The organism is Bradyrhizobium genosp. SA-4 str. CB756 (assembly GCF_000473125.1).
Taxonomy (GTDB): Bacteria; Pseudomonadota; Alphaproteobacteria; order Rhizobiales; family Xanthobacteraceae; genus Bradyrhizobium; species Bradyrhizobium arachidis.
Genome location: NZ_KI421499.1, coordinates 1995856 through 2008574 on the forward strand (window position 1 = coordinate 1995856; position 12719 = coordinate 2008574).

Annotated in this window: 15 protein-coding genes; 2 read left to right on the plus strand and 13 right to left on the minus strand. The window is 59.1% G+C overall.

Annotated features, from left to right (window positions below; genetic code table 11):
* Positions 1-4: 4 nt before the first annotated feature.
* The 5 genes from dnaK to BRAGE_RS48215 form a co-directional block, all read right to left on the minus strand.
* Entirely contained in the window at positions 5-1909 is a 1905-nt protein-coding gene (dnaK, locus tag BRAGE_RS0109910; protein ID WP_027563628.1) for a molecular chaperone DnaK, read from the minus strand.
* A gap of 149 nt (positions 1910-2058) precedes the next feature.
* Positions 2059-2529, minus strand: a complete 471-nt coding sequence (locus tag BRAGE_RS0109915) for an Hsp20/alpha crystallin family protein (RefSeq protein WP_027563629.1) — start codon at positions 2527-2529, stop codon at positions 2059-2061.
* Between the two features lie 45 nt (positions 2530-2574).
* A complete protein-coding gene (locus tag BRAGE_RS0109920) occupies positions 2575-3231 on the minus strand; it encodes a BON domain-containing protein (protein ID WP_027563630.1) in 657 nt (218 codons plus the stop codon).
* A gap of 187 nt (positions 3232-3418) precedes the next feature.
* On the minus strand, positions 3419-4069 hold the full coding sequence (locus BRAGE_RS0109925; RefSeq protein WP_027563631.1) for a hypothetical protein: 651 nt from the start codon (positions 4067-4069) through the stop codon (positions 3419-3421).
* A 19-nt stretch (positions 4070-4088) separates the two neighbouring features.
* Entirely contained in the window at positions 4089-4574 is a 486-nt protein-coding gene (locus tag BRAGE_RS48215; protein WP_027563632.1) for a PRC-barrel domain-containing protein, read from the minus strand.
* Between the two features lie 557 nt (positions 4575-5131).
* On the opposite strand from BRAGE_RS48215, the gene BRAGE_RS48220 reads away from it, so the two are divergent.
* Entirely contained in the window at positions 5132-5899 is a 768-nt protein-coding gene (locus BRAGE_RS48220) for a helix-turn-helix domain-containing protein (protein WP_159073967.1), read from the plus strand.
* On the opposite strand, the gene BRAGE_RS54395 is transcribed toward BRAGE_RS48220, so the two are convergent.
* The 8 genes from BRAGE_RS54395 to BRAGE_RS52615 form a co-directional block, all read right to left on the minus strand.
* Positions 5885-6004, minus strand: a complete 120-nt coding sequence (locus tag BRAGE_RS54395) for a LuxR C-terminal-related transcriptional regulator (protein WP_108914665.1) — start codon at positions 6002-6004, stop codon at positions 5885-5887. The genes BRAGE_RS48220 and BRAGE_RS54395 overlap by 15 nt on opposite strands.
* A 61-nt stretch (positions 6005-6065) precedes the next feature.
* Positions 6066-6251: a hypothetical protein gene (locus tag BRAGE_RS0109940; protein ID WP_027563633.1), complete on the minus strand. Its 186-nt coding sequence runs from the start codon at positions 6249-6251 to the stop codon at positions 6066-6068.
* A 233-nt stretch (positions 6252-6484) separates the two neighbouring features.
* A complete protein-coding gene (locus BRAGE_RS48225) occupies positions 6485-7111 on the minus strand; it encodes an HdeD family acid-resistance protein (protein ID WP_051377772.1) in 627 nt (208 codons plus the stop codon).
* 234 nt (positions 7112-7345) lie between these two features.
* The gene (gene lon, locus BRAGE_RS0109950; protein WP_027563634.1) at positions 7346-9781 is read right to left on the minus strand and encodes an endopeptidase La; all 2436 of its coding nucleotides are present in this window, start codon (positions 9779-9781) and stop codon (positions 7346-7348) included.
* Positions 9774-10202 carry an Hsp20/alpha crystallin family protein gene (locus BRAGE_RS0109955; RefSeq protein WP_027563635.1) on the minus strand — a complete coding sequence of 143 codons (429 nt, stop codon included), beginning with the start codon at positions 10200-10202 and terminating at the stop codon, positions 9774-9776. The genes lon and BRAGE_RS0109955 overlap by 8 nt, the downstream gene beginning before the upstream one ends.
* Before the next feature lie 89 nt (positions 10203-10291).
* Complete coding sequence (locus tag BRAGE_RS0109960) at positions 10292-11125, minus strand: universal stress protein (RefSeq protein WP_027563636.1); 834 nt, start codon at positions 11123-11125, stop codon at positions 10292-10294.
* 260 nt (positions 11126-11385) lie between these two features.
* Positions 11386-11928: a PRC-barrel domain-containing protein gene (locus BRAGE_RS48230; protein WP_084334876.1), complete on the minus strand. Its 543-nt coding sequence runs from the start codon at positions 11926-11928 to the stop codon at positions 11386-11388.
* A gap of 45 nt (positions 11929-11973) precedes the next feature.
* Positions 11974-12153: a hypothetical protein gene (locus tag BRAGE_RS52615; RefSeq protein WP_057836313.1), complete on the minus strand. Its 180-nt coding sequence runs from the start codon at positions 12151-12153 to the stop codon at positions 11974-11976.
* Between the two features lie 332 nt (positions 12154-12485).
* Between BRAGE_RS52615 and BRAGE_RS48235 the strand changes: the two genes are divergently transcribed.
* Positions 12486-12713 carry a hypothetical protein gene (locus BRAGE_RS48235; protein WP_035729551.1) on the plus strand — a complete coding sequence of 76 codons (228 nt, stop codon included), beginning with the start codon at positions 12486-12488 and terminating at the stop codon, positions 12711-12713.
* The last annotated feature ends 6 nt before the right edge of the window (positions 12714-12719 follow it).

Genomic DNA, 12719 nt, shown 5'->3' on the forward strand with positions numbered 1-12719 from the left:
ATGCTCATCGGTCGCGCGGGTCGACTTCCTCGAATTCGGCATCGACGACGTCTTCACCGGAAGAACCGCTTCCGCTCGACGACGCCTGCGCGTTGGCGCCTTGCGAGGCGGCGCGGTTCAGTGCCTCGCCGATCCTGGCGGCGGTCTGTTGCAAGCGATCCGTCGCTTGCCGAATCGATTGCGGGTTTTCGGCCGTGAGGGCCTGCTTTGCATCGGAGATTGCCTGTTCGACCTCCTTCTTGAGATTGGCAGGGATCTTGGATTCCGATTCCTTCAGGGCCTTTTCAGTGCTGTAGATCGCCGCATCGGCTTGGTTGCGTGCTTCGACGAGTTCCTTGCGGCGCTTGTCCTCCTCGGCGTGGGCTTCGGCTTCCCTGACCATCTTCTGGATATCCGCCTCGCTAAGTCCACCGGAGGCCTGGATCCGGATGCTTTGCTCCTTGCCGCTGGCCTTGTCCTTGGCGGAGACGTTGACAATGCCATTGGCATCGATATCAAAGGTGACTTCGATCTGTGGCACGCCGCGGGGTGCCGGCGGAATCCCGACGAGGTCGAATTGCCCCAGCAGCTTATTGTCGGCTGCCATTTCCCGTTCGCCCTGAAACACGCGAATGGTGACCGCCGTCTGGTTGTCTTCCGCAGTTGAGAATACCTGGCTCTTCTTGGTCGGAATGGTTGTATTGCGGTCGATCAGCTTGGTCATAACACCGCCCAGTGTCTCGATGCCCAGCGACAGTGGCGTCACGTCGAGCAGCAGCACGTCCTTGACGTCGCCCTGAAGCACGCCGGCCTGAATTGCGGCGCCGATCGCGACCACTTCGTCCGGGTTGACGCCCTTGTGCGGTTCACGCTGAAACAGGTTCTGCACGGTTTCCTGCACTTTCGGCATGCGGGTCTGGCCGCCAACCAGCACCACTTCGTTGATGTCGGACGCCTGCAGCCCGGCATCCTTCAACGCTGCCTTGCAGGGTCCGACGGTGCGCTCGATCAGATCGTCGACCAGCGCTTCCAGCTTCGCCCGGGAGAGCTTGATATTGAGATGTTTCGGCCCGTTCTGGTCGGCCGTGATGAAGGGCAGGTTGACGTCGGTCTGGGTGGCGCTCGAGAGCTCGATCTTGGCCTTCTCGGCGGCATCTTTGAGCCGCTGTAGTGCAAGGCGATCCCTGCGCAAATCGATGCCGTTCTCCTTGCGAAATTCGTCTGCCAGATAGTCGATGATGCGCTTGTCGAAATCTTCGCCACCGAGGAAGGTATCGCCGTTGGTAGCCTTCACCTCAAACACGCCATCTCCAACCTCGAGGATGGAAACGTCGAATGTGCCGCCGCCGAGATCGTAGACGGCGATCTTTCCGCTGCCCTTTTTGTCTAGGCCGTAGGCCAGCGCGGCCGCGGTCGGCTCGTTGATGATACGGAGTACCTCGAGGCCGGCAATCCGTCCGGCGTCCTTGGTTGCCTGACGCTGGGCATCGTTGAAATAGGCAGGTACGGTTATTACAGCCTGCGTTACCTTATCTCCTAGATGGGCTTCGGCGGTTTCCTTCATCTTGGTCAGAATGAAAGCGCTGATCTGGCTTGGGCTGTACCTCTTGCCCCTCACTTCGACCCATGCGTCACCGTTGTCGCCGGGCACGATGTGATAGGAAACCATACCCTTGTCTTTCGCGGTGATCGGGTCGTCATAGCGCCGCCCGATTAGCCGCTTGATGGCGTAGACGGTGTTCTCCGGATTGGTGATGCTCTGCCGCTTGGCGGGTTGCCCGACAAGGACCTCGCCTTCATCGGTGAAAGCGACCATCGACGGCGTCGTGCGACCGCCCTCGGCGTTTTCAATGACCCTGGCCTTGCTTCCTTCCATCACGGCGACGCAGGAATTGGTGGTCCCGAGGTCGATACCGATTGCTTTCGCCATGACTGGCTCCTTTCGATGTAGTCGCGCTCGCTCAGTTACGGAGCGGTCGTCGACCGCAAGATGTGTTGGTGTGCTTTCGCATCAGCAGATTGAGCGGGACGCACAAAGCGCCGTGAGGAGAACGATTTGCGCGTCCCGCAGCCGCGGGGCTAGGCGGCTTCCTTGACCTCGATCTTCTTCGGCTCCGGTTTGGCAGGCTTCGGAATCGTGATTTTCAGGACTCCGTTCGACATGGTTGCCTGAACGCTCGAAGGGTCGATACCGGGAGGCAATTGCAGCACGCGATAGAACACACCATAGCTGCGCTCGCTGTGCTGGACGTTCTTGTCCTTCTGCTGTTCTTCGACCTTCTTCTCGCCACGAATGGTGAGAGCATCGTCCTCGATCGATATCTCGACGTCCTTGCGCTCGAGACCGGGCATCTCGGCTGTAACTTCGATTGCCTTGTCGCTTTCGGAAATTTCGATGTTCGGAACGATGTTCGCTTTGCCGCTCGGACCGATGCCTTGCGCGAACTCACTAAAAAGCCGATCGATCTCCCGATGCAGACCGAATAGCCCGAACTCGGGTCGCGTCAATGCGCCGGCGTCTCCAAACGGGACCAGTGATTTTAACCTCATTGGAATTCTCCTTCTTTGAGTGAAGTTCTGCTAGCTTGGGGAGGACTAGTAAGGCCGGACGACAATCCGGTCGTCGACCTTTGTGACGCCGGGCGCCGACCATGCAACACGTTCGGCTTCCTCGCGCTCGATCCAGGAACGAACGGTGCCTTCCAGCACCACTTCGCTGCCCCTCACTTCCACGCTGATGCGCTCCGCATCCACCTCGGCGCTGCGTTTGAAGGCATCCTGGATCTTGCGCTGGATGTCGGTGGGCTGGACCTTGGGCTTCAGTGTAATGACGTTGGTGACGCCTTTCACGCCCTTGACCTTGCGGACCGCCGTGTCTGCGGTGGTCTTCTGGTATCGCCACTCCACCGTGCCTTCGAGCGTGATCCAGCCATCCTTGACGATGACCTTTATCTGGTCGTGGGAAATTGGCAGCTGTGACTTCAACGCGGCAACTGCGTCTCGGGCGATGTCGGGATCCGGACGTTGGTCGATTGCTGGTAGCCGCACTTCGATGTCGTTTGCGACGGCAAGAACACCGGCCACGCGCTTCGCTGCTGCCTCGGCCTCAAGCCTGTCGGTGTAGCTGTGGGTAAACCCCGCCAGCGTAACGACACCATTCTTGACTGATACGGCTATATCGTCGGCATTCAGATCGGGATCCCATTTCAGTTCTTCCCGAACATCGCGCTCTATTTCGCTGTCGGATTTCATGTTGTTCTCCTGGTCTGCTCGAGACTCGGTAAGCTGACTCGACGCATCATTTTTGCCGATAGAGTTGAATCTATGCTGGCCAATGGATGCGGCCATGACGATCATCAACTTCCTCACAAGGTTTGTGCGGTCGATGAAGCCGTTTCCCGAGGAGTGCTTCGCATTGCTGGCTCCAATGAACGATGAACTATGGCCGCCCCAGCGGTTCGTTCCCTAACCACGGATCGGGCCGCAGCGAGTGAAGCGGGAGATCGTCGGCCGTCTTGGCGATATCGATTTCGTGGATGTGGACTGCTTCTCCGTCGTGGCGAAGCAGAATTTCCTGGGCCAATGCTTCCTTCTCCGGGGATTGAACCCGTACCCAGATCAGCAACCCTTCCCATTCGGCAACAGGCTCCAATCCGCGAACCCGGTCACGCTGCATCACCCGTCGCAGCGGACGTATCGCAACAGCGGCCGCGACGATCCCGCCGAGGACAGAGACGAGGATAACGCTCGGTGGCGTCATTTCGCGCGATACGAGATAGAACGCCATGACAAGGGCGACAACGCAGCCGACCACGCTGGCCGTGACGACTTCGAGGCCAAGCCGATCGTCTCCGCCTACGTAGGGCCTCCGCGCCGCCGCCGGTATGTCGGCAAGGTCGGCAGCCGGAATAGCCTGGTAGTTCAGACGCCGTTGCTGTTCGTCGGGCGAGGCGCTGACGTCGATGTCGGCCCGGTCAAATCCCGAGGACAACAAATCCTGCGCCGCGGCGTCGAGCGCTTTCCGGGAATGGAAGACGCCCGTCACTTCTCGCGTACGTATCCGGTCAAGGACATCGGGAGGCTCGGACATCGGGCGCGCTCCGGTCCGCCTAGGAGGACTTATAATGGTATTCCGTCAGCTTCTTGAGTTCCTCCTTGGATGCGCCGGGTAGGGTGATCTTTTGTCCGTTGTCATCGATGGCGAGGCTCTCATAGGGCACCACTATCAGGCGGCCGCCGACGCCGAGGAACCCGCCGACCTGCAGCACAGCAAAGTTCACTTGCTTCTTGTCCGCGATGACATCATCGAGGGTCCCGATCTTTTCGTTCTTGTCGTTGATAACGTTGCTGCCGAGCAGCTTGCTCATGCGGTAACCATTGGCCACAACCGAGAAGTCGACCTTGACGAGACTTACGCCGGCTTGCGGAAGTGCCGGAGTAGTAGTGGTAGTGAATGCCGTGATCGACGCGAGCGCAAACCAAATCATCCAGTCGGGAGCAGTCCTTTGCGCTCGCAATGCGCGACTGAGTGAGTGCGGCGATGCCGTGCGGGTATCAGAGTCAAGAGAGGCGCCAAGTCTGTTGAATGCAATCATGGGTATCTCCTGGGGTTGATCGTCGTCGCAGAATTAAACCCTCAATCCCGGCAGTGGCGATGATCGTTGTCAATGTGGCGGGCCGCTAATCGCTCGACACGTCCGACGCCGAACTGTTGGTCTATCAAGCATGGCTATCGGCTGTAAGGCGGCTTTGAATTGCCGACGCCAGGGACGCGAAGTCAACGGACCTTCATGACGGACACCATTGATGAAAAAGGTCGGTGTGCCGTTTACGCCAGGTGACACGCAGCGTGAAGTTCGGCGCGACGATACCGGCAGTCAGGATGGATCACATCGTCTTCCTCGTGCGTGAGTCGCGGTCCGAATTGAATCGATACCGTTCAAGAGGAATGAGCCGCTTGCTTCGTTGATTGCCGTCAATTGTGTGGCGTACAAAATCTTCACCATGGCTGCAGACGGAGCTGCGTGGCCCAGAGCCGCCGGCGTTACGTAATTTTACGATACGCAAATCCCGCGAACCTTTGGAACGTGGGCATCCTGGAATACTTATGGAACCAGATAGTGCCGGCGACCTTCGAAACAGGGGTCAAATCATGAAAACAAGCGCGCATGCGGCAGACTATTATCGGCGGATTCTTTCGGGGCAGGCCCATTCGTTGAAGCAACTAGATGCATCCGCCAAGATTGTGCTTTGCAATCGTGGTCAGAAAATTCCACGAAGTGTGAGTTCCGCCGGCCACTGGTATTGCGTCATCTCCGGGGCGGCTCGCAGGTGCGCGCTCCGGACCGACGGACGGCGGCAAATCCTTGATCTGATGCTGCCCCGAGACTTCTTCTTTGTGAGAGGCGACGGGGACGAGGTCACCATCGAAGCTATTGTGGACGAGACGGCGCTTGCCAGCTATTCCGGCGAGGGGATCGAACAGCTGGCCGAGCGTGATCCGAAGTTTGCGCGCGAGCTCCGCGACGTAGCCCTTCGGGCGTTAGGCAGATCCCAGGCCCAGTTGATGATTGTTGGCGGCGTCACCGCACTCGAGAAGGTCGGTTCCTTTCTCCTTTCCCTCGATGGTCGTTCCTCGGGCGAAGATGGACAGGTTGTGCTGCCCGTCTCGCGCTACGATATCGCTGACTACCTTGCGGTTTCGGTCGAGACGGTATGCCGCTCCTTCACCAACCTGCAGCAGCGGGGTGCCATTAGGCTGGCGGGCAAGCGTACAGTCAAAATCCTGAACCGCGCTGCGCTGGAAGACCATATTGGCCTAGCTCTATCCCCTAAGCCTGTTGAGCGTCGAAGTGATTTCTCAAAAGAAGGGCTTGCGCGAGCTAGCGCATGCCAAGCCGGTCCATCATACGCGCGGTGAACTTCGACCGCCGCCGAGGCGAAGATTGTACACGAGCGCTTTGTTGGAGTGACCGTCCATCAAGCCGTCAAGCACCTGCCGCTCGCGCGGACTGAGACTCGTGATCCGCCGTGCTGCGTCCGCAACCTAGTCGTTGTAATCGGACTGCCTGCCTGTCGCAATAGCCCTAGTTCGTCATGCCTTGCAACTGGATATCCAGCAAGAGGCGGCCCGCCTCGATCGGTTTCGCAACTAGGAACGCGGCCGGATGTTCGAAGGTGACGGGGTCGAGCCTCGCCGAGCGCAAAAGTCGCTCCATGCAGCGGCGGACTAGCTCATGGTCGTCGAGATAGACAGCTCGTCCCGCGGGCATCGGCACGTCGTCAGGAAAGGATCGTCTCGCCTGTATCTGGTGCGACCGTCAATCGATTGCCGTAGGTCCTCATGATTGATCACAGTCACATTGTAACTATGCGTCGTAAGGCTTGGTACTGTCTTGGGGGATAAGCAATCAAAAAAGTTGACGTGTCCAAGGACTGGGCCTGGGTTGCGCGACCGCGCTGAGGCGATCCACTATTCTTCCATCAATGCCGTTGCCTGATTCTGTTAAGCGGCCGTTCGGGCAGCCGTTCGGCTGATCTGCTGGTTCTGTCTGAGCCGCAGCTTGAGCTTGAAGGATAGGATGACGAGTGCGACGCCAAATGCGATGGCATAGGCGCCCATCCACCATGTCAGCACGATCGCCCCGATGAGCGGCGTGGCGACCAGAAGCGCTCCATAGCCGACGGACAACAATCCGCCCAGAACGAGCCACCACCGGCCGTGGCTGACGCTCAGCCGGAAAGCAGCGGCCGTCATCAGCGCGCCTGAGACAATTGCCCAGGCGGCAACAAGCAACACGAAGGCCAGAACAGTCATGCCGGGCCACAGAAAGGCAAGGATGGCTACGGCTATATTGACAGCGCCTTCCAAGATCAGCCATCCCCACCGCTCCTCCTTGCGCCGGATCGCCCTTAGGGCTGAGATGATGCCGGCCGCGCCATCGACAAGTGTGTAGGCCGAGAACAGGAGTACCAGGGAGAGCATCGTTGGGCCGGGAAAGATCAGCGCAACAACGCCGAAAAGGATACCCAAAATGCCTCGCAGCAGGAACAGCCACCAATTCTGCGCCAAATTCTCGCTCGCCGAGGTGGATTCGGCGTCGAAAACGGAATTAACTGTGCTGCTCGCCATGACATTCTCCCAAGTGCAACTTGGTTTCCGATCAAATTGAAGTGTCGCTGCCTCCGCACTTTGATTGTCGTATTCCATGCGCTCAAGGGATGCATTGACGCCCGTCAGTGACTTGGCTCGGTAGTCTCTTCGAAAAGCTCGCGGGACTAGGTACCCGCTGTCACACGATGATCCATCACCGGCAGGGCCCATAAAGACGTGGCGTGGCTGGTGTGTGCTTCCAGAAGATGCTGGCTATCGGGAACGCGCCGCTTGCCGTTCCGCGGGCGCTACTTGTGGCGTTTCTTCGAAGCGGGGATCGCGCGTTTGCGGGCGATTTAGCGCAGCATCAATCGCGTCGTCGACCCGCTCAAGCCATATGAAACGCAATCGGTTGCGCGCATTTTCAGGGACCTCCTCGATATCCCTTCGATTGCGGGCAGGGAGCATGATCGTGGTAATCCCTGCCTGCAGCGCGCCAAGCACTTTCTCCTTCACGCCACCGATCGGGAGGACCAGGCCGCGCAGTGAAATCTCGCCGGTCATCGCTGTATCGCTCCGGACCGTGCGGCGGGTCAGAAGTGAAGTCAGTGCCAGAAACATAGCCACGCCCGCGCTTGGGCCATCTTTGGGAATGGCGCCTGCCGGGACGTGAACGTGGACATCGGATTTCTGCAGCGCGATCGTATCGATGCCAAATTCAATGGCGCGCGACTTGACGAGGGAGAGTGCCGCCTGCGCGCTTTCCTTCATCACCGCACCCAGCTGACCGGTGAGGATCAGTTTGCCCCGGCCAGGAATGCTGGTCGCCTCGACAAAGAGAATATCGCCGCCGGCGGGAGTCCAGGCGAGGCCAGTAGCGACACCGGGCACGCTAGTTCGCATCGCGACCTCCTGCTCGAAACGCGGCGGCCCCAGAATGGCAGGAAGGTCCGTCGGCGCGGCGATAAAGCGTGTGACGCTCGCCTCGGCTATTCGCATAGCCGCGTGCCGGCAAATGGCGCCGACATGGCGTTCCAAGTTCCGCACGCCGGCCTCGCGCGTGTAGTTGCGGATGACGGCTGTAATGACGTCGTCCGAGATTTCACATTGCTCGCTGGTTAGACCAGCGGACTTCTGTTGACGCGCGAGGAGATAGCGTTTGGCGATCGCGAGCTTTTCCTCCTCAGTGTAACCCGGCATCTCGATGATCTCCATCCGGTCGCGCACCGCGGCCGGGATATTGTCGATAACGTTGGCGGTGCCAATCAGCATCACCTTGGAGAGATCAAAGGGAATCGCAAGGTAGTTGTCGCGAAACGCCGCATTCTGCTCGGGATCGAGCACTTCGAGCAGCGCCGCCCCCGGATCGCCGTGAAATCCCGCACCCAGCTTGTCCATTTCGTCCAGCATCAGTACCGGGTTGCGCGTTCCTGCCTTCCGGATCGATTGGATGACGTTCCCCGGCAACGCGCCGAGATAGGTTCGGCGGTGTCCGCGTATTTCGCTTTCGTCATGGACGCCGCCGAGGCTCAATCTCACGAACTTGCGTCCCGTGGCGCGGGCGATGCTTTGGCCGAGCGAGGTCTTGCCGACGCCGGGAGGGCCGACAAAGCAGAGGATTGGGCTTTTGCCTTCCGGATTGAGCTTGCGCACAGCAAGGTGTTCAAGAATTCGCCGCTTCACCTTCTCAAGGCCATAGTGATCGTCATCGAGAATTCGCCGCGCTTCGACGACGTCGATCTGCTCCGGATCCAGCTTCGACCAAGGCAGCTCGGTCAGCCATTCGAGGTAGCTTCGCGTCAACCCATAGTCTGCCGCGGCCTCCGGCATGCGTTCGAGCCTTTTCAATTCCCGCCTGGCCTGCTCCTCGGCCTCCTTCGGCATTCCGGCCTTGTCGATCTTCTCACTGAGTTCCTTCAGTTCAATGGACTTGGCGTCGTCGTCGCCTAGCTCCTTCTGAATCTGGCGAAGCTGTTCGCGAAGAATGTGCTCGCGCTGCTGCGACGAAAGGGTCTGTTGCGTCTGTTCGCTGATCGCCTTTGAAAGCTGCAGGATCTGGATTCGCTTCGCCAGCAGGCCCAGCAGCTTGTCGAGAAGCTGGGTTACGTCGAAGGTTTCTAGCAGATCCTGCTTCTCGCCTACGGGAATATCGATGATGCCGCCGAGAAAGTCGGCAAGCACGGACGGCGAATCCAGGCCTTCAATCGCCGCCGAAATTTCCGGCGGCAGATTCGGTAGCAACTGGATCGCTTCGCGGGCGCGCATCTTGAGCAGACTCATGCGGGCCTCGACCTCGGGGGTCATCACCTCAGATATGCCGACTTCCTCAATGCGCGCTACGATGTAGGGAAAACCGGAAAGAAATTCCTTGACGCGGAATCTGTTTATGCCGCGGCAGATCGCATAGTGGGTCGCCTCGGAAGTGACATAGCGCAGGATTTCGGCCACCGTGCCGACGTGCCGCAGATCCTCTGGCCCCGGCTCCTCAACGGTGGGGTCGTTCTGTAGCAGCAGACCGATTTTGCTGCCGCTGCGGACGGCTTCCTGTGCGGCAGCGATGGACGACGGCCGGGCAATCGTCAAAGGCAGCACGATACCGGGGAACAGCAGTGTATTGCGAACCGGCAAGACGATGATTGCATCCTCGGGCACGGCAGCCGGGCTTTGATCGGTCGTGGTGCCGGATTCGTGTTCGAATGCGTCAGCCATCAATCGGCCCTTCCATCGATTGCTTGAAGAAGGTCAGCGCGAGACATCCGTTGCGGTATTCCGATTGACCGAACCGTAGGCCCGTAGTCGGAAACGCAATCCGGCGCTCGAACTTCCCGTAAGGGATTTCGAGACGGACCGCGGTGCCGTCGCGCGGAATCGTGCCCTGACGGCGAAGGCCAACAACCGAAACGCCATCCTCGTCGATCGTCACTTTCAAGTCGTCGCGGTCGACACCGGGAAGAGCGACCGTTATTCGAGCCTCGGAATCGGTCGCAATGATGTCAATTGGAGGCTCCCAACGGGCTGAGGAAGCGATGGCGGTGATCGGCTGGAAGAATTGACGATGCAAGCGCTCGGCGCGCTCGATCATTTCGCAGGCAGCGGCCCACATAAGAGTTCCTGGATCGACTACGGCCATGCCATCCTCGTGCGCATGTCCGTCCAGCCTATGACGCAACTCCAGAGGTGACCTTGACGATCGTCAACCGGCAGCCATCTGGCATCGTCCTAATGGGCGATGACCAGTGGTACCGGTGAATGATGCAGGAGTCGTGAGGTCGTGCTGCCTGGCAACAATTCGTGCAGGCGCGAGTGGCCATAGCTGCCCATCACAAGCAGGTCTGCGCCCAGCCGCCGGCATTCCTCGATTACGATGTCGGCAATTTCGTCGTCCTCTCCGACCGCGCGATACTTTACAGCGTTGATGCCGTGATGCCGCAGATGCTGCGCGGCATCGTTGCTCCTCAGCGCATCGGTCTCGGCCGGACGTTCGTTTTCCACCACGAGAAGCCAAACTTTCCTCGCTCGCTGCAGATAGGGGAGGGATTCGGACAGAGCGCGCGCAGATTCCCGGCTTCCGTTCCAGGCAACCACGACATGATCGAGGGACGCCATGATTTTCTTGTCCTCCGGAACCAGAAACAGATGACGTCCCGCGCCGTAGAGGAGTTCTTCGATCAGACCCCGCGGTTCGTTTGGTTGGCCGTTCGGGCGAAGCGCCACGAAGGTATCGGCGGCACGTGCCAGCAGCGAAGCAGTATCGGCGACGTCGCGTTCGCCTTCGACATCGAACCGCCGAAGGAAGGTTGGTTGCTGCAACCGCTCCAGCCGCTGCAGCACCGTGGCTTCGACAGCGTCGCCGGCCTTCCTTGCATCGTGCAGCAGGTTTGCCGGTCCGCTGGACCCTGCATCCTGGACCACATCTGATATAACCGCCGGCAAGAGGTTGAATAGCAGCCCGGTGACATGACTTTCGAAAGTTGCGGCGATCCGGCTGACAGCGGCCAGCCGCGCGAAGTCTCCTGCTGTCCCATCCAACCGAACCAAGATGTCCTTGATCATAATGACCTCGCAAGACGTCGCTAGTACGCCGAAAAAGAAGGACCGCTCGGATTTCGTCGGCGGTCCAAGTCTGGGGAGGAGAACCCTCGGGAAGGGGCATCAGCAGGAGGATACCGCCGATTATGCAAGACTACGAATGGAACGGGGCCTCGCATTGACAACACTCAATTTCCGTTCAACCTCGTGACCCGGTGTGCGGATGCTTCGCTGCGTGCTCGTGGAGCGCCGGGCCTCGTCTACTGATTGGTGCGCGACCGCGATCAGCGCGTGGACGAGGACGCCTGAGGTTGCGCGTTGTTCAGGTAAACAGGTAGCTTATCCAATGCCGCGCGATTTGCTCCCGGAAGCACGATGAAGCCGCGCGAATCGTCCAGCTTCAAACTGTTGAAGGGAACGGCGACCAGGCGGGGTCCGGCGCCGATGAAGTCGCCCACGGAAAGCACGGCAAAGATACGTCCATCCTTGCTGAAGATGAAATCGCTGATCTTCCCGATCGTCTCGTTCTTGTCATTGACGATTGTCTTCATCTTCAGCGTCTCGGCGGGATAGCCGTTCGCGACCTCGTTGACATCAAGCGTAACCAAGCCGACCGATTGCGCCGCCGAGTATTGCCCCGGTAGACAGACGAGGACAACGGCAACCGCAGCAAGCCACGGCGAAGGAAGCCCCCCTTGGAGAGGCTTCCGTCGAATGGCATAGAGGCGTTTGCGCGTTACTGACATGGGGGTGCGGTGCGGGTGCCACAGTTTGAACGACGTACGGCGTTCTCGGAGCTCGAGCAAGGCGGCAGGCCTGGAGACCATCGTCAAGATTTCCGGAATTGAGTGATGGAGCGCAAATCGCCAACGCTAGGCCGTGTGCGGTGGATCCAGATATGTCGGCGTCTTCTTCGCGCGTTGCGGCGTCATCTTTGCCGGCGATGGCTTGCCGGGAACACCACGAGGTCCAAGCAACTCCTGCTGGATGTCATCCTCGGTCTTGCGTGGCAGTCCATCATCAAGTTGGCGAGGTTCACCGAATATCAGCATCTTCCCACTCCGGATTTCCTGCTTAGTCCAGGAGAGTTCAATTTGGTCGAGGAGACTTCAATGGGCGTTGACGGTTGTCAAAACCGACCAATCGTTTTTTAACCACCATCGGCCGGCTTTGGCAGAGGGCAAGGTAAACCGGAAGATCGTTCCGCCTCCCGCGTTTGGCTCGTAGCGCGGCGTGCCGCGACCAGAGGAAAGATAATCATCGAAGAGTTCTAATTCCTCTCGGTGATCGACCGGACAGGCAGCTACGTAAAATTACTGAATCTCCGACTGCGTCGGGTTTTAGTAATTACCAATTGCTGGGCCAAAGCGTATTGAGGCGTCGCATGCAGGACATTCAGAAACGGATCGATGAAATAGAGAGCCAGGCGGCCGAATCGGCCTTGATTGCTGATCTGGCTACGGATCATGAGGCGCGAATCTACAACGGCAGGCTGGCGCGGCAGCTTCGTGAGTTTGCGGCGGACCTGCGTAAGCAGGCGCAAATCACAGGGAACGTTAGGCCGTCTTTGGCGGGCACCGTCGGACCCTCGTCTGACGGTCGTGCCCGGTAAAGGTAC